Consider the following 21,817-nt stretch of genomic DNA (forward strand, 5'->3'; position numbering starts at 1 on the left):
CTGACCTGTACCCGCAGGGAGAAACTGGGATGTAAAAATCTGCTTACCAAGGTATGTAAAAAACTCCTTACCATACGATGTAAAAAACATCTTACCTAACAATGTAAAAAAGTGCTTGACATTTGCATAAAACGGCAGATTTTAAATCAGAACCGTACGCGCGCAGATATTGGCCACGGTGCGGTAAAAAGTTTGAAAAATCCCGGAAGCCAGAATGCTTCCGGGATAAACATACTTCGGTAAATATTAACGTTTGGGTAACCGAAAAGGGCGGAAATACGGGGATTCAGCCGGGATTTGTTGCAGATGCGTTACAAACCGTAGAAGACTGAATACGATTGAGGACACCTCTCTTAAACTTTAATGCTATATATCTTATTGCTAATTTATAAAATATAATTCACTCCATTTCATCAGTATACAGTTCTTTCAAACATTCATCTATTTTCTTTGCCTCCCTATATTCCCGAATTTTTATTCTTATACTATTTTGTTCTTCGATTGCTTCCTCTTCTGAAAGGAATCCTGAATATGCTCTATACATTGGCCTATCATCTGTATCGGAAAAATAAACTTGTTTCAATTTATCTTGAACATCTTCGATTTTACTAACCACTGCATTAAATATACTATTAACAATATAAACCCTTATAGTTTGGCCAAAAATTTCATATTCCATTCTGTCAATATATGCAGTCAAAATTTCTTGTCCTATACTTCCGTCGAACATATCTGCTTTTATAAAATTTAATCTATCATTACTTCTAATTTTTTTGTGCTTAACTAATAACAGATACAGTTTCTCTATCAAAAGTTTTTTATCATATTCACTCTCCAATTTTGACGGAAAAATATCTATATCCAAAGCACTCTCCAATTCATGTAGCCTTTCAAAATACCCGATACTTTGAGAGAAAAAAGAAAGCATATCTTTATATTCTGGGACTTCTGCTTTAGGCCTAAACAAACTCATAATTAGAGCTTTAGCCATTTTATATTCTTTAATAAGTATTTCTAAATTTTGCGCTTTTTCAGGATGTAAGTTGTATCTAAATACTGTTTTTTTCTCTTCTAAATAATTTTCAATTTCTATATCTATTATCTCTTTTTTTACGGACGTTAATTTGATATTTTTTTTCAATATCGTCCTATAGAATTCTATATTGATAGTCCGATCTTCTATCTGCACCGGCCATTCAATTAATTCCATATAAGGCCCAACAACAACCCGCTCTACAGAATGTTCATCACTAATAGGGTATTTATTATCCCCATCAAACAAACTTGATCGAATGGTTTTTATTCCTTCAACCATCTGACCTTGTCCAGTCAACTGAACCTTTTCCAATGCCGCAGCAAACGCTTTGTAACTGTCGGGATTATCAAATGTTAAAGTTTCTGTATATTTTTCGTCCTCATCAGAAAATAATTTTTTAAGTCTATTTGACATATCACCAATCCCCTTTTATCTCATCTAATACCAAAATTCTGCTTATCAATAAACCTTTTTGTTCATCCATCGAAAGAGAATCAGAAAAGTTTTCCTTTGACAAACTACTAATATATTTAATTAAATCAATCCTATCACTCGAATTTGATACGATAAGATATTTAATATCCTTATAATCAAACTTCAACCACAAATTACTATATTGATCATCTTCTAAGAACTGGTTAATTGCACTCTTTTTTCCGATAATATTCTGCTTAACAATTACCTTTTCCACATTACATTTATGAAGTTCTTCACTATTTGGAATATATCTCCATTCCTTTTCATCATGAAAATTTTTTATAAAATGAACTGATTTCCCAGTAGACAATATCCGAGTCATCGTTCCTCTCAAAGGCTTTATAAATGAAAGTTTTGATAATATATCCTCATATAACTCATCTGGCAGATCCTCTAACCCAAACGCATATCCTAAAAATTTATGCATTTCAGCAGAAAATCCAGACATGGCGTTCAGATAATGAATAGGTTGCAAATTATGCTGCTCGCCCCATCTCTTAGAAAATGCAATTGCGTATTTTCCATAAAAAGCGGGATGTGTGCTATATGTTCTAGCCTCCTTTTTTTCAGTTTCTGTCATTTGCCCCCAATCATCTTCAGCTATTTCAATTTGAAAACTGTTTGTCAAATTGTGGAACGGTACGTCACAAAAACACTTTTGAAGAATAGAAATATCAGTTTTAATATGACCATCCACTTCTATTTTCAAATAAGAGATATCCTCATCACAATATCGCGGTATGAGCGCTTTTTTCTTCAATGCACTTTTCAAATACTGTATCTGATTCATAAAATGAAAAAGAGTATTCGCACTCTGTACATATTCACTATTTTCATTAAATAATTCTATTTCCATGCATCATCCCTCTATAATTGCATTTTCTCATAATCTCCATAAAGACTTACCATTCCACAATTTTACATATTAAAATAGTATTCGCCATTTTTCTCTTTTCGCATAATTCCGCAATCCATCGATTTTCTGATAATTCTTGATGCTGTGTTCTCTGAAATACCGAAAGTATTTGCTATTGTTGTCCGATTAAAACAATACTTTGATCCATATTTTCCCAACAGCTCCAATAACTTTTCAAAATTTCTTTTATTAAAGCTCTTTCCCACTTTACATTCCAACCACTTTTTCAGCTCTTCTTTCTCCTTTTCACCCGAAGAAAGTTGCATATCTCCGGAAGAAAGTTGCGGTTTATCGGAAGATTGTTGCAATTTACCGGAAGATTGTTGCGGTTTTGCATTTTCAATTTCTAATTTTAATTCCAACTGTGCAGAGCGAGCTTCACTTCGATTTGGCAAAGTTACAATAAAGAAATATTCATCTGAATAGAATTCCGGTTGCTCTGTATAATCAACATAAGAATTAAGAATTCTCCGAATGCCACTTCCTCGGCGTTCCATATAATGAAGCCTTCCAAACGTATCCGAAATGATTTCATTTCGCCGCATAGATGGCACGCGTTTTAAGTCTAAATCCTGTATCCGACTGCCATTTATCATTCCTCCCGGCGAGGATATTTCCATTCTGTCATCATACATATCCACATGCACCTCTGCTCCTATGCTCTGGTAATCCCTGTGGATAAGCGCATTTACAAGCACTTCGCGGACTGCTTTAAAAGGATAATCACTCTTCTCTTCCCGGCGCATCCCGCGAATCGACCACGGGCTCTTTGAGTTAGTACGAATAAAAGCCTCTGCATTCGCTAAAAGCGTTATTAAGCTTACACCTGTAAATTCCTCATCATCCAATGCATCTCCTTCTACAGAGCCTTTTTCTATACCTTTCCATCTGGTACATACGACTTTCGATTGTTTTAAGTAACCTTGATCACAAAGAAGCAGTCCGGCATTTGTTACTATTCCATCTTCTGTCACAAACCCCATCGAAACAAGGTCTTTTGTCAAATCGAAATCGTCCCCTGTTTCCTTTTTAAACGTAGCTGCGAGCAGTGTAAAACTGACATCTGATAAGTTATAGGAACTGGGAAGGGAATCGTATGTTTTATTCATTCCTTTCAGAATCAGATTATTCTGTTCAATTACAGTAGCGATTTCAGATCTGTCTCCCCGTCTTACATATATTTCTCTTGTTTTTTCATGAACATAGTAATATGGATAATGAGGGCCATTGGCCACTTCAAGATCAATACATAACCGGTCATCAATTCTGCTACTAAACGGCGTCAGCGTGTAGCGTACCGGCGGTTCTACTCTTGAGGTCAAAAGCTCTGAAATTTTACTTGCCGTGCTCTGTGCGTCATCAAGTCCTATCGGATCATGTCCATTATTAGTTACTCCAAAAAGAATATGTCCGCCTTTTGTATTTGCAAATGCTACAACAGATTTTAACCAGCTTTTAGGTTTTTCTTTCTCCAAGGACACTTTGTAATCCAAATGTGTCGCTTCTATTCCCTGAAAATCTTCAAACTTCATAAATATAGGCTCACCTTTCACAAGTGCAGGACTGCTCAATCACTCTCTGCCACACCAAACTTATTAACAAAATCTTCATATCCATTAACCCATGCAAATTTCATGTCATTTGACACTGCCTGGAAGTGAAGCTCACCACAGTGTATCTTGTTTCGTTCAATTTCTGTAAGATCTGCCCATGTCTTACCGGCTTTTGTCTCCACTATAAAATAAATCCCTATATCGGCATCTGTCAAAGCTTCTTTACGACAAACAATAGCCCAGTCTGGACTGTAATTACCATAAGGTGTATCGATTATAAATCCGCCTTTCTTCAATTTTGTAAAAAGTAGTACATTTTCATTATTTTCCAGCTTATGGGCAAATTGCGACTCTCCCTCGCTATCTAATTTATAATACTCATTCATCGCAGAACTTCTGTCAGACTTTGCTTTGAATACTCTCCATTCCTGTTCAAAATCCGCCTCTGTGATCGTATCAAGTTCAAAAATATTGCGCTCGTCCAATTCATAGCCATTTATCACTTCATAAGAGGTAAGATTTGCTGCTTTCGTATCATCAAGAATTCCTTTAATCATTTGTGTTACATCATCAAGAATATCTTGATTATTCAACAATTCTCGCTTTTCTATTCCGTTTATAATTTTAAAAATTGCAAGTCGGGGCAACATAGTATGATACATGATAAAGTTCACAATTTCAAAATCCGACTTTGGATCAGAACTAATTTCTACTTCCAGTTCTTTATCTCCGTAAACCGTCTCCTCCATAATAAACATCTGGGATGCATTGAACTTCGCTCTTCCTGTTTCAACCTTATACTCATTCTTTGCCCTCTTAAACAAAAGGGCCTGATTTATCTGGAAAATACAATCTTCAATGAACTTATCTTTATCGATCTTAAATCTGTAAATAGATCGTTTCATCAAATTATTTCTCAGCCCCAAATAAATCTTTTTGAATTCGCCTTCTGTCACATAAGATCTTATACCATTTTCATACGATACGTTATCTCCATTGATAATCTCAATTTTTCTTGTGCCTTTCTGGACCATTAATTCTTTAAACCGCTGCTTAATCATCTGCGTATGTACGTATAATGTATCATTAACAAATACCATATTATCCAAAGTTCTTGTGATTTGTTTTGCTGAACCTTTCAGCATATTGTCGGAATTCATTACACCCGCCGATACCAATTCTTCTTTCAGCGTGTCCACCAGTTCAGCGCTAATCACACTCTCAGAAACTCCGGCAGATTTCAGCGTTTCAATCAGAATTTCAGCGGTAACCTCATCCTTAACAAAGTGCATCTGTTCATTAAAATCTTTCTGAAGTGCAGCGGCAAAATGGTCATAATAATCATTCGCAATGACAGTCAGTTCATTAATTCTACGATCAATACAACGATTACCTGTGTTGTCAACCGGTAATCTTAATCCTCGACCGATCTCCTGTTTCTTCGCAATATCAGACCCGCCAGCTTTTAATGTACACAAAGTGAATACATTCGGGTTATCCCATCCTTCCCTGAGAGCAGAATGAGAAAAGATAAAAGCAAGCGGTTCGTCAAATGAAATCAACTCGTCTTTCTTTTCAAGAATCAAACTGATACCTCTGTCAATATCCTCTTGAGATTTTGCTTTAAGCTTTACATCATTATCATCTACAGCCGAATCCCATCCTTCTACATCCACCGCATTATTTTTCTTATCCCTGGCAAAATACCCCTCCCGGACAGCCTGTACATTCATATAATCCGGGAAATATTCTTTATTCATCTCCAATAGATGCGCGTGTGTTGATACATATTTTCTATATTCCTCATCAAAAATACGTAGATATTCGCCTCTTCCATCCGGAGCAGACTCATCGCGCACTTTGTCTACCGCATCAATGAAAAACAAAGTCAGTGCCTTAATTTTTCTTCCTTGACGGATAATATTAAACTGTTTCGCGAAATGGCTCTGGATTGCCAGTCTTATCTGAATCCGAACAGCCTCATTCTTTTCAATTTCATAATTACTGTGTCCTGTCTCAAGACTGAAAAATCCCTCCTTAGTCGCTACTGACAAGGGTTTTAATTTATGCGGTTCTTCTGCAATACGATAATCTTTATATTGGGATAATCCTCCGGATAACTCTTCCAGCGACGCTCCGCCTCTTACATGAAATGACTTGAACCGGATCGTACCGCCCTGATCCTGTGTAAAGATTTCTATTTTTGCCTTTAAATCAGAGGTAAATGCAAGATATCTAATATAAGGGTAATCCTTTGGAATCACACCATATACAGTCTTAACTACAATTTTTTTTACTAAATCTTTCTGATATGCCGCATATGAATCCAATTTATAGATCTGATTATATAATTGCCTATGCGTCGCCGAATACCGCAAGGTAAACAGTGGATGTAATTCTTCAATAGCAGTCAGCGATTTTGACTTTTTCTTCTTTGTTCCTTCTATTTTCTGCGGTTCATCTATAATGACTATCGGTTTTATATATTTAATGTCCTCCCATAAATTCTGACCGTACTCATCTTCTTTACGTATTTTATTTGTATCCTTATTAAATGCCTGGATATTTAAGACACAGATACTTAAATCATTGCTCTCTACCAGTTTTGAGCTGATATTTTTAGCTTCATCACTATCGTAAATAAAACTGTGTTTGCCGATATCAATGTTATAAAGCCTCTTAAAATGATCGGTCAGCTGATCTATAGATTTTTCCACTCCTTTCCGGATGGCAATAGATGGAACTACAATCATAAACTTACGAAATCCATACTCCTGATAAAGTTCAAGGATTGTACGGAGATATACATAAGTCTTGCCAGTACCCGTCTCCATCTCAATTGTGAAATTATTCCCAGCTGCCAGAACACTGTCCGCAAACAAATCATTCGACAACTGTACTTTACGTAAATTTTCAAGCAGCCGGCTTCCTACAACAATATCGTTATTTCTGACCGGATCACCTTCGTTAGTTTTACGGCTGCGATTGGGTCTGTAAATTCCATCCACATACCTTGACAGCCCCCTGAATAACTCTACCGTAGAACGGATTGCCTGTATCTGGTAATCAAGATCATCCTCGAATTGGAATGTAATACGTTTCGTCATAACCCGTTCTCCTTAAATAAATTCTACGGTATATGTCGGCTTGTTTGTACCCGCATTCTTTTCTATCAGTGCTTTGAGCCTTCGGAATGTCTCGTCTTTCAAGGCAATATCATCTTTAAACGCAGAATCTCTGAAGATAAACTTAATGGGCAGCGGATCCAGTTCTGCAAGTTTAGACACTAAATTCTCTGTGATTTCCGTTTCCAGACATACGAGGTAACTACTTGCATAAAGATAGGTACGATCCCCAATATCCGATAACTGTTCCATTTTTTCCGAAAGCGCAACATCTCGCTGACGGAGCATCAATTCATATACAATGTCAATATCCTTTGCATCAGGCATAAAATCCAAGAGATCTGGAGTGTACTCAAGCTGACTGATATCTATCTGTCCTAAATCCATCAAAGAATTCCATTTGATATTCGTATCAGCAGTTCTGAAAACTTTGAAACCGATGTCAATATCAGCGTCTGGATGTTCCTGCTTTATTCTGTCACCAGCTCGACGAATGCGTTCTGTCCCCATGTCACAAATTGATTGAAAAAACTCATTACTGTCATCACACATTTCTGATATTTGAACTAATATCCACCTACGCTTTCCACCATCTTCTATATTTTGTTGCATTACTGCATCAGCTGTAGTTGCCGAACCAGAAAAGAAATCCATAATGATTGAGTCATGTTCTGATGCTAACGTAAGCAGGTATCTTATGAGTAATGACGGCTTTGGCGTAGAAAATAAGCTAGTTACTGGAACTTCTGGAAACAGATTTTTTAGCTCATACTTTGCTTTCCTTGTATGTCCTGTCACATCTAAGTCCACACAAAGCGTTGATGGTGGAAGACCTTTCATATCAGATAAATATGTTCTTCTAATCAGCCTTGTTTCATCTTCCGAAAAACGCAGTTCTCCAGTTTTTAGTTTCTCTTGAACAGTTTCCCATGACCATCTCCATCCATTAGCTGGATGCTTTATAATTTTTCCGCTCGGTGTTGTTATATCATATTGCAAATTTACTCTCAATCCAGGATTGTTTACTGGATTTCCATCAAACCATGGACCTTTCGGATCATTATCTGGATTCTTAAAATGAGCCCTTTTCTTTGGATCATTCAGAAAATGCGGCTTCCATTGCGAACTCTTTGCGTAAACAAGAATATTGTTATGATCCTCCGAAAAAGTTAATGCATTATTATTACTATTGTCACTAGATTTCCAAACCATATCTGCCATGAAACAATCCACACCAAATATCTCATCACATATTTCTTTAAGATTTGCATGTTCATTCCTATCTATAGAAATAAACATAACTCCATCATCTGTTAGCATGTCTTTGGCAATTTTCAATCTAGGATACATCATCGATAACCAATTAGCATGAAATCTATTTTGCGACCTATTGTTCACAACCAAACGATTTCCTTCTTCATCAAAATGTCCTTCCGACATATCACTTTCTTCTTTTGCTGATACAAAATTATCCATATAGACAAAATCATTCCCCGTATTATACGGAGGATCGATATATATCATCTTGACAGCGCCATAATAGTTTTGACGGAGTAATTTTAAAACTTCCAGATTATCGCCCTCAATATAAAGATTTTCTGTTGTGTCTATATCTTTGCTGTCCTCCGGAATAAATTTCAAAGTTCTTCCGAAAACCTCTTCCTGCGCGATCTTCTTTGCATTCTTTTTACCCGCCCAGGTAAGCTCATATTTTTCACTGTCAACTTCCCTAAATTCTCCTAATTCTTCCTTTAAGGCTTCAAAATCCACTTCTCCATCCTTTACTGCAGATGGAAATAACTGTGCTATTTTTTTTACATTGTCTCCTACAATATCATTAATCTGCTGTGATACCTTATTATCCATAACTTATGTCCTCCGTTGCTTTAGAATACAGAATATGCTTTTAAATCTCGATAGTTCGCCGACATATATTCAGCGACGCTATCTCTATGAACAAATTTCTTATTTATCCATTCAAATATTTCAAAGTACCTATTAACCTTAATACACAAAAAAGTATCTTTTCCAAGTTTCATCTCGTCTCTATAGGTCAGAAGTGTTATGAATGCCTTCAAAACTTCTGACACCAAAATTTTATATTCCATACTGTTCTGAACGACAAATTCATATGGATAATACATGAATATATTTTTGGATTTTTTTATATTTTTTACAATACTTTTAATTGTATTATTTGCATATCTCCCATTCCGTAAATTTTCTATTTTTACCTGTGATAAATCTAAAAGAACCGTATCCTCCGACTCTTCTTCCATATCATTCTTTGTTTTTGTAAATATGAACCCCTCTTCCATACGACTGTAATCAAACTCTGGCATATTTTTGTTTCGTATTCTCATGATATCCGAACCTACTATAAGCTTAAAATCTAGCTGATAATCCGATGTATATGCATCGTCTTCCCCATGTGACTGCTCCGTAGTTAATACGAACTGTTCCATATAACTGTGTTTGTGCGAGAAAAAATTGGAACAATTTATGATATCAATCAAAAAATTTTCATATGTAACATTCGGAAAAGCATTTTTCCCGTTTAGCATCAGATACTTTGGTTTGACTATTTTCATACATTACTCCATATTTCTAAAACCGCAAAAAATCTGTAAGTTCTTGAGTTTCCGCTTTAATTTTTTTGTTAAGTTTCATCCTCTCTGCATTTGTAACTGCCGCTTTTAGTTTCCCTCTGGACGCTACCAGCTCTACATATTTTTGACATATCCGGGCAGTTCTTCCAGAATCGTACCAATTATTTCCATCCAGTAATTTATCCGTATATTTATATGACTTTTCGTGAATGAGCATATAGGCTTTATAAAACCACTCCTTATAAGCCTGCACCTTATCTGTCTTATTTTTTAATTTTGTATAATCCATGTAGGCAAGAAGTCTATCTCTATTAATGTCTGGAAGTCCCAGCATGTATTTATCCGTAAGCACTTGCTGCTCAACTACGATCTTTGTATTGTCCGTCTGGCTGAGTCGCTTGATCGCCAGAGAATACACCTCATCTTTTGCGTCGTATATGTGTATCACACATAATGGTTTTATAAGTTCCTGGTATATTGCTGCCAGATAATTTGCCACCTTAATATTCGTTACTTCTATATTGTAGAATTGAATAACCTGACAGCGATACTCCTCATTATTAACTGATGGAATTTCTTCACCTGCAACCTGGTAATCCAATCTTACAGATTTAATAACATCCTTTATTTTCTTTTTATCGTTCGCTTTTAAATCATTTGGCACAAAATCTTTCAGCATCACATCAACATCTGTTCTGTACTCATCCGGCAAATTAAACATAATTCCCCCCTTTATCTATACCTTTCTACTCTACTACCAAAAAGGAAATCAATTCAAAGTCATCTGTCGTCACATCGGCAAAGGCATTATTAAATCCCCCAAAATCAAACATCAGCTGAGCTGCTTTTGACTCTTCCGCTCCCTTAATTGATTGAATAGATTTGTTCAGCAAGTCTGAATAAAAACGCATATCTTTAACATTGTTCGTGCGTGTAAAAAAATTATGAAACAGCTCCATAACAGGCTTGTTCTTTCCGTAGCAAAGCTTACGGAATTGTTTTACTACCTCTCGCGCCTGTCCATTTCCATATAGAACTTCCCCACTATTTTTCATATAAATGAGGTAATACGGATACAGGGAACTGTCTGACTTTGGCTTACTTGCATCATTACGATGCTTAAAGCAAAACAGCACACCAGCATCTCCCCCATCTGTTACAGAATAAACTCCCTTGGGAACCTTTTTTATTTCCGGTATATTCTGAATGTATTCTGACAACTCATTCAGATACTCATTCATATTCAAATCGGTAAGAGAGATATTATCGTTTGCGTCTTCTATATCGATGACCTCGTCTTTCAATCTTTCCAACTGCCGTTTTCTGAAATTAAAATCATTCATCTCCGGCGTAAGTACATCTTCATCTCCAGTAGACACTAAATTTAATGTAGTCATTTTACCTTTGACCCGCGCTTCAAGCCCCAAATACTCGTTCAATTCCATATTGGGGAAAAAATTGATCATCTGAATATTTTCATTTTTGCTGCCTATACGGTCAATTCGTCCAAACCTCTGTATCAAAGATACTGGATTCCACTGGATATCAAAATTAATCACAGTATCACAGTCCTGCAGATTCTGTCCTTCAGATATACAATCCGTTCCGATTAATATATCTATTTGATCTTCTTCCGCAATTTCTTTTTTCATTTTCGATACCGGCGAGAATGCACATAATACTGAATTAAAATCGCAGTCTACATTTCTGTTATTTACAGCCACCCTCTTTCCAGTAATACAGCCAGTATATATTCCATATCGTTCCATTTTCTCTGACAGCCTGCTATACAAATAATCCGCCGTATCAGCAAAGGCTGTGAAAATAATAACTTTACGGTTGCCCGTATTGTATGGTGTTTCCTTAATTTTTCTCTCCAGGATATCTGTAAGATCCTTAAGTTTCTGATCCCTTTCTCCATCAAGGATACTCCTGGCATCTTTATATATCTCAGAAATTATATGTTTATCACTAAATAAATCCTCCAAATAGTCATCCACTCTCAAATGCCGGACATCTATCTCGTACTTTCCCTCGATATATAAATCCTCTGAATCAAGATCACTGAAATCTGTGTCTTCTTCCGATATATTTCCACTTCCATTCTGCAACTGCTGCTCTGTACGCTCTATTTTCTCCAGCAGTCGCCGCAGGGTTTCTTCAAAAGAATACACCGAACTTTCCAGGCGTTTAAAAAGATTAAATCTGTGAAGAATAATCATACCATTTGCCTGTGTATCAAAATTCATATCCCCACCATGTTTCCCTTTAAGAGAGTACTTTTCGATATACAGTTTTTTATATTCTTCTTTAATATATCTTGTAGGTGTATATACACTCAAGATCAGTGCTTCCAACAGTTCATTTGTTCTCTTGAAATGAAGAAGTTCCCCTTTTGTATCAATATCACTGTTAAATGTAATGGGTTTGTTCTTCTCTGGGAACTTCCCCACTCCCTGAGCTCCATAATAACTGGTAATATGCTTTCTGCTGCGGGATATAGTAATCAATTCCAACAATTTATAAAAATCTGACGGTAGACTGTCTAACAATTGGTCTTTCTGATGATGTGGTATTCTTTCCCATGCATTAATATTGGCAGAAGTACGGCGCAACAGGTTTTCTACACTTGCAATACCCTGTTCTTCAAATGCAGAGTCTGTATCTCTCGTAATAATGCTGATCTGATTTTTCAAGTCTACCAAACTGTTATTGACTGGAGTTGCAGACAGCATCAACACTTTTGTATTATTATTTCCATGTTTAATAACATCTTGCATCAATCTGGCATATCGAGTCATAATAAGTTGATCGTTGTCGTCATATCTGTCATTACGATTACGAAAATTATGACTTTCATCAATTACTAAAAGATCATAAAGCCCCCAATCAAATCTCTTCAAATCCTGTCCTGATCTTGAAATACCGCTATATCTCGATAGATCTGTATGAAACATAATCCTGTAATTGAATGTTTCATGCAAAAAGGAATCTTTGTAATCCCCCCTGAAAGAATTCCAGTTATCATATAGTTTTGCGGGCGTAAGCACGAGGACACGGTTCATCCCGATTTCAAAGTATTTTATGATTGCGAGAGCCTCGAAGGTTTTTCCCAAACCAACTGAGTCTGCTATAATGCAACCACCATATTTATTAAGTTTCCGAATTGCAGATACTACACAATCCTTCTGAAAATCATAGAGTGCATTCCAGATCTCTGTTTTTTTAAATCTGACACTGTCTCTCTCAAATCGCTCTACACCTGCATCCAACTGACTGCCAAATAATTCGTTCAATGTGAAATAATATAAAAATTCAGGCGCATGTTCCTTATACACATACCGGAGGCTCGTCAGAAGTTCCTCTTTGTAATCCACAGATACCTGCTCATTAAACCAAATCTTTTTAAAAGTTTCCAGAGCATTCTGTATCTGATCTTTATCCGCACTGCCGCTCAATATCGTATCAAAATTTATATTACTAAAAATTTCTCTAACACTCTTTTTAGAAACCTCAAGGGATGAACTGCCCTGAATCATAAAGTCATCATCTATAATCAAAATATTGCCGCCTATACGAATACCGGCATTCACTTTACGAATATTAACATGTTTTTCTATAAAATCATGCATACTTCTGGCTCTGGAGAAATGCTGCAATTTATTCTTCTCTGTAATATCATATGCACTAAAGAGCACATCTGTCGGATTTATCTCAAACTCGTGGGCTATTTCTGACTGATGTGGCAAAAATTTCACATCACGTATTACAAAATTTATTTCTTTTACATTGTGCAGATTATTTTCAAGCAAGGAAAAAACTGATAATGTCAATTTATCATTAACAATATTTACTACTGCCTCCCGTTTATTCTGAAGAACTTCATTGATTTTCTGTATCATCTGCTCATTGGAATTTATCGCATTCATTTATCAGCCAGCTCCTTGCTGAACACTTCCTCAAAACCGTGCTCTAATTTATTTTATATATAAAATCCCAAAATAAATTGTATCATAATTCGTTCGTTATTTCACCCCGATTATGGCAAAAGTTACTAATCTGTTCCGTATTTGTGCTAAACAATTGCTTTAAACAATTTGACATCCTCATCTTACTTTGCTAATATAAGTATAGAAATAGGCACTACCGATAAGCGGTTAGTCCAAAAATGAATTAGTTACAAAAAAGTAACCGCACACTTTGGCTGAGGGGCGGTTACTTTTTCATGTGATCTATGTATGCTATTAAGATCGTAACGACAATACCAAGTATCATCAAAACGATGGAGAGCATTTCAAAATCACTCATAAGTTTGCCCTCCTTTCCAAGATTTCTCTTTGCAGAGATTTCTATGTAATCAGAGGGTTCAGTCCCTCTGTCGAAGGACTAACCGCCTACCGTTCTCTGGCAGTGCCTGATTTGATTTTATCAGAACATCCGTTCCAACTGCTATTTTTCTTTACAGACAATCTCTGTCATATCCCCGTTTCTTTGTTCGCTGTCTCTTTTCCATCTCCCTTTTCTTTTTATCCAGCTGCTCCAGTACGCATTGCCGCTCTGCCCTCTGTTCCAGCTTATTACTTCGGATCACCAGATACTGTTTTTCCGGAACGCTTTTCTGATCCCATTCTTTCTGCCTGTTGCGGATTTTATCCAGTTCCTTCGTTGCAACTGTATATGCTTTTTTCACAGCCAGCGCATTTTCATATCCATGCAGTCCAGGTATTCCGGCGAGTGTAGCCTTCGCTTTTTTCAGTTCCTGCTGTTTTCCGGCAATCTTCTGATCCAGCTCCTTCTTTTCTTTTCCGTGAAACCATTTCCCGTCAATATCCTGCCGTTCTTTCTCCAGCCGGATCAGAACTTTCTCGACAGCATAGATCCTCTGCTCTGCTTTCTTCATCTTCTGCAGAATGTTATCCAGCCTCATTACTTCTGCTTCCTGCGCTGCTGAAGATGGTCTTTTCCTTTTTGCGATCTCCGGCAGCGGCGCCGGCGTCACATCAAATTTCAGGTCACGGTAAAATACTGGCTGTTCATTCTCGTCATATTCTGCATTCCGGAGTTCTTTGATATACTGGATAAAACCCCGCAGCTTTCCAATCGCCTTTTGCAGGATTGTCCGGAAAATCTCCGGTTTCCACCCTGACCTTCGGATGGATTCTACCGCCGGATCTGTGATCTCTTTTTTCTTTGCAAAGCGCAGTTCCTCTTCGGTCACACCTTCCACTATCGCCCGGTCTACCATGTTGTTCCACTCCTGCCGGAGATAATTATCGATCCGTATCTCCTCTGCTTTCGGATTGTTCTTCCCGATTTTTCTGGTTGGCAGATACGGACTGTTCTTATCAAACACCTTCAGTTTCTCCGCCGGATCCTGCACCAGTCCATTGATCAGATCCGTATAGAAATATTTCATATCCTCTGTAAATTTTTTCGACTTGAATTCCGGATTCTTCGGCTGGAAGAAATGCTTTTCGTAAACCTCTCCTTTTTTGATGATCCTGCAGCCGGAACGGATTTCTTCATTTTCATCCAGGATTTCTTTCTTCGTCCGGACATGTTTCCCTGTTTCATCGTAAAACATATTTCTTAAAGCGATCTTCTCCACCGGCTCATCATAAGCTTTTCTCTCTGAAAAAATAAGATGGATATGAAGATTGGTTTTCCGTTTATTGTGATGAAGGGCGCTTGCCACAGCCACGCCGTACCGTTCCACAAATTTCGCAGTAAAATATTTCAGCAGCGTGTCATGATCATAATGGATCAGGCCAGGCGGCAGCATGATGATCAGTTCCCTGGCCTCAATACATTTTCCTTCCGTTCCGCTTCTGGCAAAATCCGCCTGATTCTCCTTTGACAGATACTGCCAGAATTTCGGATCCGCACTGGTATAGGCAGCATACAGATTTTCCTGCCGCTTTGGATCCGAGATATAACGTACCCTGCCCCGGACGTGAGGCAGTTTGACCGTCTGGATAAAACAATTCTTTCCATTTGCCATACATCTCCTTTCCGGCGGTGGTACGTCAGAAATGAACCGGTCTTTCGGTTCTGAGCCGCCCTGCGGGGCGTCCCGGCCCGACGCAGTCGCGAAATACACAGAGTGCAGATCTTCAGATCTGCGCGATGGGTGTATTTCGCTCTCAAGCGCCGAGGGCTTGGTTTCCGGCGTATCCGCCTGTTATTTTATGCCCGTATCCGGGCTGTTTCCTTTTCTCTGGTTTTTAACTTTCAAAGTTTTTTTCATCCTGTTTACAGGTTCTTGTTTACAGATTGCTCATTTTTTCTGTAAACAAACTTTTGTAAACAAGGCTCAAAACATTTTAAAAGTTATCTTTTATTCAAAGGGCAGCTCTGTATTTTCATCTATATTTATAAAACCGTCCCCGTCTTTTTTGGGATGGATCCGTTTCCAGGAACGCTGAGTCCCAAGGCTTCCCGGGAACCGGTGTGTCCCGTGTTTTTCCCATCCGATGATCTCATTATCCATCAGGTCGCCAATCTCTTTGGACTGCCATTTCGGCACCATCCCTTCATGGTGGAACACTTCCTGATAAATGATGGTAGAACATACATAGTCTTCCTCATAACGGTCCAGGAACGCCTGGATCATGCCCGTCTGGGTATCTTCCGGCATAAACTCTTTCTGGAGTGCTTTCACATAATCTTCCATATCCGGCGAGAATGTGAGAGAAAAATCTCCGCTTCGATAGATCTCCATAGTTTCCGCCCATGCCTGCAGGATGTATTCCCTGGACTCTTTCTCATTACTGTAAATGGTCGTTTCCGCTTTTTCCGGGCATACTCTGACCGGTCCGAACCGGCGGTTTCCTGTCCTGTCAAAGGGCAGGAATGCAAGATCATTGGAAGTTCCGCAGAATACACACTGCCGGTACCGGTCTTCTGCCCGCCTCTCATAAGGGATCCGGTAGGTATCCTTCTGTCTGCTCAGGAATGATTTTGTTTCCTCAATACTCCTGGCATTGGCCACTGCGTTCATTTCTGACATTTCTACAATCCAGTGTCCCTGCAGATATTCATAAACCCTCTTATCATCCAGCCGTTTCACATCATCGGTAAACCACTCATCCCGGATCGCCAGATATTTGAAAAATGTAGATTTCCCGGTTCCCTGTCCACCTACCAGACAGAGCATGATATCATATTTCTTCCCCGGGTCATACAGACGGCTGATGGCCGCAAGCATATGCATTTTCATGATCTCACCGGAATACTCCGGATCAGACGCCCCGAAGAAATGGGTAAGCATGTTGCGGATCCTCGGCGTTCCGTCCCAGATCAGGCTTTCCAGCAGATCAATAATGGGATGGAAGCTATTATCGTTTGCCACAATATCCACCGCTTTGGCGATCACCCTGTCACTGGTCAGTCCGTAATTCTTTTCCAGATAAAGGGACAGATTGTTCATATCCGTATCCGTCATCTGGACGCCCCGGCGTTTCCATGGAACCTTTTTCATAATATCGATCTGGCAGGTCATTTCATTTCTGCAAATTGCTCCCTGCAGATACGGATCATGCTCCAGCGCATATTTGCAGTTCTGGATCGACTGACGGATCTTGCCTTTCTCTGTCACGTCCAGGTTCTCCCGGATTTCTTCCTGAGTCAGCATTTCATTTTCTGCAATACGCTCTAATTTCCGCATGGACTCCTCGCTGATATCGTTCCACATGCTGCTCAATCTCCGCCACCTCCTTCCGTTTACAGATAAAGAATTCTGTAATTTCTTCTCCGCTTCCGGTCAGAAGAATATCCAGATAATCATTGATCTTCCTCTCGTTTTCCAACGCCTCCAGGAATTGTTCCTGCTCAAAGGCGTCCGGTTCCGATCCATAGAACCGTTTCCAGAACCGGATCCATGACAGATAATCAGTCAGAATTTTTACCGCATGCCGGTGCCAGTCTGTCATCTTCTCTTTAACAGAAACCGGATTCCTGTTTCTGTATTTTTTTCGTCTTTCCCGACACTTCTCTGCTGTCAACGGCAGCTGAAAATCTGCGATCAGTTTTCTGGCTGCTTCGTAAGGTGACAGACCAAACAGACCGGCAGTCAGCCCGATCACATCCCCTTTTGCTCCGCAGGCAAAACAGCAATAATTAGTATCAATTTTCATACTGGGATGATGATCGTCATGAAACGGACAGCATGCCATCCGGTTCCTGCCGACCCGGATCCCGTACTGCTCCGCCGCCTGCTTTGCGGTAACGTATGATTTTACTTCCTGAAATATATTCACTTATAACCTCCTCTGCTGAAATTTTTCATTGTATCTCGCAGAGGTATTTGCTATACTTGAGTTGCGAAGTCAGAGTATAGCAATATCTCTGGAGAATTTGCCCGTGCGATCATGCATGGGCTTTTTCTTTTGTCACATCCCGGAAGTATCCGGTTTCTTCCCAGACTTTCCGGTCCGGGCAGTAATAACTGAATTCGCTGGCGTCTCCCACCCTCATTGCCACACCGAACTTGACGATACCCTGCTGGATGGCAAGTCGGACGTAATGGGGATCTTTTCCCATTGCCCGGGCGATCTCTTTGATCGGAACATTTCTGCCAGTAAACGGCGGCAGTTCCACATACATTTTCTTTTCCATTCTCTTCACCTCCTTCCGGATTCTATATCCGTATTTTTAGTGCATTTTTCATTTCATCATTTCCTTTCTCTACACGCGAACCGCACTATCAGTTCGTATTTTATTATACGCATTAAAATTGCGTGCGTCAAGATATATTTCTAAAAACCCGTACTTGTAATTCGTATTTTAATGTGATAAGATGGACGAAAGAGAGGTGAATTCAATCATGAAACATGATACGAAACAGATCGGACTGAGAATCCGGACTGCCCGAAAGCAAAAAGGTATGAATCAGACTCAGCTGGCAACCGCACTTGGTAAATCCCTCCGCACAATCCAGAAATACGAAAGCGGAGAGATTGAAGTGTCGCTCGCCATGATCAACGAGCTTGCCGGGGTACTGGACACCACTTCTACTTATCTGACCGGCTATGACACGCAGGAGAAGCCGCTGACCAATATGGCAGACGTCATGCAGTTTCTCTTCCAGCTGGATCAGATCCGGGAGCTTGGCTTCCGGATTGATGTGAAGCGTCCGCCGGAACACGACCGCTGGGAGTGCTCCATTACCTTCAACGGCAAAGACCTGTCGGCCTCTGAAAATGCAGATATGTGTTTATTCCTGGAAGAATTCAGGGAAAACAGAGAGGAATATGCTGCATATGGCCATACTGCCAGTTCCTATCAGGACTGGAAAGACAAGACACTTGCCTACTATGCAGCTGTCCCGTTGTCTGAAACGGAAACGGAAGAACTGACAGAGGAAGAGCGCATCAGCCGCCGGAACGCCTTTTTAAAGGAGCAGTTCAGATCATAAGTCCTTTAAAAGAAAGGAGCAATGACTGAATGAAATTACCAAACGGCTACGGAAGTGTAGTGAAATTATCCGGAAAACGGAGAAAACCATATATGGTCCGCAAGACAACAGGATACCGGATCGATCCCGTAAAAGAAAAGAAGATTGCAGAATATATTATCATCGGCTATGCCCGGACAAAATCCGAAGGGCTGGAGATGCTGGCTGATTATAATCATAATCCTTATGATACGAAAGCCGCGAAAATGACTTTTTCCGAGGTGTACGAGGAATGGTCGAAGAAGAAATATCCGACCGTATCTGAAAGCAATGTAAAAGGATACACAGCCTCCTACAAGGCCTGTACCCTCCTTTACCACCGGGTTTTCAAAGACCTGAAACTGGCAGATCTTCAGCAGGTGATCGATACCTGCGGCAAAAATTATCCGACACTGAAGAAAGTAAAGATCCTGTTTAACCAGCTGTACGGATTTGCCCTGAAGAATGATATCTGCAACAAAGATTATTCCACCTACGTGGATATCGCACAGTACAAAGACCGGAACCCGAACAAACACAGCAGGAACAAATTTCCCAGGGAAGAGATCGACAGGATCTGGACCATGCAGGATGATAAATATTACCAGATTGTCCTCATGCTGCTCTATAACGGCACCCGGATTTCCGAATTCCTGTCCCTGAAAAAAGTAAATGTGCACCTGGATGAACAGTATTTTGATGTGATCGACAGCAAAACAGAAAACGGTATCCGGAAAGTGCCCATTGCCGACAAGCTGCTCCCGTTCTACCGGAACTGGTACAACTCCTGCCCGGAATGTGAATATCTTCTCCATACAGAAGACGGAAAACCGTTCAAGTACCGCAACTACTTCGACAGTTACTGGACACCCCTGATGGAGCAGATCGGTATCCAGCGGACACCGCACTGCACCCGCCACACCTGTATCTCCATGCTGTCCGAAGCCGGTGTGCAGGAAACGGTCATCAAGAAAATTGTGGGGCATTCCGGAGCCATGACACTGACTGAAAAGGTCTACACCCATCTGGATGTACGGATCCTGATTGACGCCATAAACAGGACTCTTGAGTAAAGATATTTTTGTTGCAAACGTGTTACAAACGCGCTGCTAATCCGGTGATTTTCACCCGGTTTTCCCCCGTTCCACCGCGTTTCCAGGGCGAAAAGAAAAACCCCGGAAACGTGATGTTTCCAGGGTTTGCCTGCAATTTCAATAACTCTTCGGTTATCTCTTGGGTAATCCCGATTAACGCTTGCTTAACGTTTGGAGAACTGCGGTGCTCTACGTGCAGCTTTGAGTCCGTATTTCAATCGTCTGAGCGATGATTTTCCTTGATATTCCGGGCTTTTTTGAGCCTCGGCCCCTCGGTTGTCCTATTCCTTAACCAAAAAACAGGCCACTTTTACGAGGGGACAGCTTGATGAAATGCAGAATTTACTACATCGAATAGCTGTTCTGGTTTATTATACTTTACTCTTGCATAGATGTCCATAGTTGTCTTGCTGTTCTCATGTCCGGCAAGGTACTGGACCGTCTTGGGGTCAACACCTGCATACAGAAGATTGGTGATGTAGGTATGCCGCAGCAGGTGCGGTGTCACATCGAAGTCCAGGCTATACACAATGTTGGGATTGTTTTTCTGATGTCCTCCCAGACTCGGCTGAACAGTGTACTTGATGCTCTGTCCGTTCACATACTTATAATAGGTACGCTCCTTGGTAGACCGAACAACGATGTACTGCCAGACACGTTTGAACTGCGAATATGACAAGGGCTGTCCCTCACTATCGGCAATCACATATTCCGATTTGGAGGCAGCCTTGGCTTCCCGCAGACAATTCACAAGGCATTTGGGAATGGGAATATCCCTTCTTGCTGCTTTCGTCTTAAGCGTTGTAGAGATAACCGGTCTGTTATGCTCTGATCGCCATGCGCGCCGCACAGAGATATATGGAGTGGGTGCATCGAGGAACACACAATCCCATTGCAAGGCGAGAGCTTCTTCTCGGCGCAGACCGGCATATAAGCCGATCATGGTAAACAGATACGGCGGAAGTCCTTTGACGGTTTCCAGCAGCACTTCCACCTGCTGGTCTGTCAGCGAATCTTTCTTTTGGGTCGGTTTCCCTCCTTTTGCCGAAATCCCCTCACACGGATTGTATTCCAGCAACTGGCTCCGCTCTGCCGAGTAAAAAATGCACTTGAGGAGCATATTCACCGTATTGTGCAGGCTCTCGGACTTATTGGACAATGGGATCAGCGCCAGACGAATATCATCCGCTGTTACTTCCTCCATATACATATCTCCCAAAGGCTTGATAATGTAGTTCTTCATATTGGAGGCGTAGCCCTTCAGTGTAGCCGGCGACACTTTTGCGGATTGCATCAACAGCCACTTCTCACAATACTCGGCCACAGTAGGATGCTCCCGGTGGAAGATGATCTCCGCTACCTGGCGTCTCGCCTCCTGCTCTTTATCGTACAGTTCCTCGCAGGTAGTCCCATACAAGCTCACCTGCTTGCCGTCTGCGTCCAGAATCCGGGTTCTGTAATACAGGACACCCTTTCGTGTGACGGTTCCATATTGAGGTATGTTTTTTTTCTTCTTTGCCATAATTAATTTCCTTTCTCGCGTGGTGATGTATCTACACCTCCTTTTTATCAGA

15 protein-coding genes are annotated in these 21,817 nt (G+C 40.0%); 2 read left to right on the forward strand and 13 right to left on the reverse strand.

Annotated elements, in window-relative coordinates; all coding sequences use genetic code 11:
• Positions 1–400 precede the first annotated feature (400 nt).
• The 12 genes from INF30_RS07970 to INF30_RS08025 all read right to left on the reverse strand — a co-directional run bounded on the left by INF30_RS07970 (position 401) and on the right by INF30_RS08025 (position 18,332).
• Positions 401–1,450, reverse strand: coding sequence for a hypothetical protein (locus INF30_RS07970; RefSeq protein ID WP_226394842.1), 1,050 nt, complete (start codon positions 1,448–1,450; stop codon positions 401–403).
• 1 nt (position 1,451) lies between these two features.
• Positions 1,452–2,369 carry an abortive infection system antitoxin AbiGi family protein gene (locus tag INF30_RS07975; protein ID WP_226394843.1) on the reverse strand — a complete coding sequence of 306 codons (918 nt, stop codon included), beginning with the start codon at positions 2,367–2,369 and terminating at the stop codon, positions 1,452–1,454.
• Between the two features lie 62 nt (positions 2,370–2,431).
• Positions 2,432–3,961, reverse strand: a complete 1,530-nt coding sequence (locus INF30_RS07980; RefSeq protein WP_226394844.1) for an ATP-binding protein — start codon at positions 3,959–3,961, stop codon at positions 2,432–2,434.
• A 35-nt stretch (positions 3,962–3,996) separates the two neighbouring features.
• A complete protein-coding gene (locus tag INF30_RS07985; RefSeq protein WP_226394845.1) occupies positions 3,997–7,089 on the reverse strand; it encodes a restriction endonuclease in 3,093 nt (1,030 codons plus the stop codon).
• Between the two features lie 12 nt (positions 7,090–7,101).
• Entirely contained in the window at positions 7,102–8,973 is a 1,872-nt protein-coding gene (locus tag INF30_RS07990) for a site-specific DNA-methyltransferase (protein WP_226394846.1), read from the reverse strand.
• A gap of 20 nt (positions 8,974–8,993) precedes the next feature.
• A complete protein-coding gene (locus INF30_RS07995; RefSeq protein WP_226394847.1) occupies positions 8,994–9,698 on the reverse strand; it encodes a hypothetical protein in 705 nt (234 codons plus the stop codon).
• A 16-nt stretch (positions 9,699–9,714) separates the two neighbouring features.
• On the reverse strand, positions 9,715–10,437 hold the full coding sequence (locus tag INF30_RS08000; RefSeq protein WP_226394848.1) for a DUF4391 domain-containing protein: 723 nt from the start codon (positions 10,435–10,437) through the stop codon (positions 9,715–9,717).
• Positions 10,438–10,462: 25 nt separating this feature from the next.
• A complete protein-coding gene (locus INF30_RS08005; protein WP_226394849.1) occupies positions 10,463–13,645 on the reverse strand; it encodes a helicase-related protein in 3,183 nt (1,060 codons plus the stop codon).
• Between the two features lie 530 nt (positions 13,646–14,175).
• Positions 14,176–15,717: a MobA/MobL family protein gene (locus INF30_RS08010; protein ID WP_226394850.1), complete on the reverse strand. Its 1,542-nt coding sequence runs from the start codon at positions 15,715–15,717 to the stop codon at positions 14,176–14,178.
• Positions 15,718–16,053: 336 nt separating this feature from the next.
• Positions 16,054–17,349 carry a virulence-associated E family protein gene (locus tag INF30_RS08015; protein ID WP_226394929.1) on the reverse strand — a complete coding sequence of 432 codons (1,296 nt, stop codon included), beginning with the start codon at positions 17,347–17,349 and terminating at the stop codon, positions 16,054–16,056.
• A gap of 1 nt (position 17,350) precedes the next feature.
• Complete coding sequence (locus INF30_RS08020) at positions 17,351–17,974, reverse strand: CHC2 zinc finger domain-containing protein (RefSeq protein WP_226394851.1); 624 nt, start codon at positions 17,972–17,974, stop codon at positions 17,351–17,353.
• A gap of 109 nt (positions 17,975–18,083) precedes the next feature.
• Positions 18,084–18,332, reverse strand: a complete 249-nt coding sequence (locus INF30_RS08025) for a hypothetical protein (RefSeq protein ID WP_226394852.1) — start codon at positions 18,330–18,332, stop codon at positions 18,084–18,086.
• A 208-nt stretch (positions 18,333–18,540) separates the two neighbouring features.
• Here INF30_RS08025 and INF30_RS08030 point away from each other — a divergent pair, with 208 nt between their 5' ends.
• Together INF30_RS08030 and INF30_RS08035 are read left to right on the forward strand one after the other, a co-directional pair.
• Entirely contained in the window at positions 18,541–19,131 is a 591-nt protein-coding gene (locus INF30_RS08030) for a helix-turn-helix domain-containing protein (protein ID WP_226394853.1), read from the forward strand.
• Between the two features lie 29 nt (positions 19,132–19,160).
• Positions 19,161–20,222 (forward strand): tyrosine-type recombinase/integrase, encoded by a 1,062-nt coding sequence (locus INF30_RS08035; RefSeq protein ID WP_070087364.1) that lies wholly within the window; start codon positions 19,161–19,163, stop codon positions 20,220–20,222.
• 331 nt (positions 20,223–20,553) lie between these two features.
• Here INF30_RS08035 and INF30_RS08040 read toward each other — a convergent pair whose 3' ends face one another.
• The gene (locus INF30_RS08040) at positions 20,554–21,765 is read right to left on the reverse strand and encodes a tyrosine-type recombinase/integrase (protein ID WP_002576318.1); all 1,212 of its coding nucleotides are present in this window, start codon (positions 21,763–21,765) and stop codon (positions 20,554–20,556) included.
• Positions 21,766–21,817 lie beyond the last annotated feature (52 nt).

This window comes from Claveliimonas monacensis (genome assembly GCF_014982975.1).
GTDB lineage: Bacteria > Bacillota > Clostridia > Lachnospirales > Lachnospiraceae > Claveliimonas > Claveliimonas monacensis.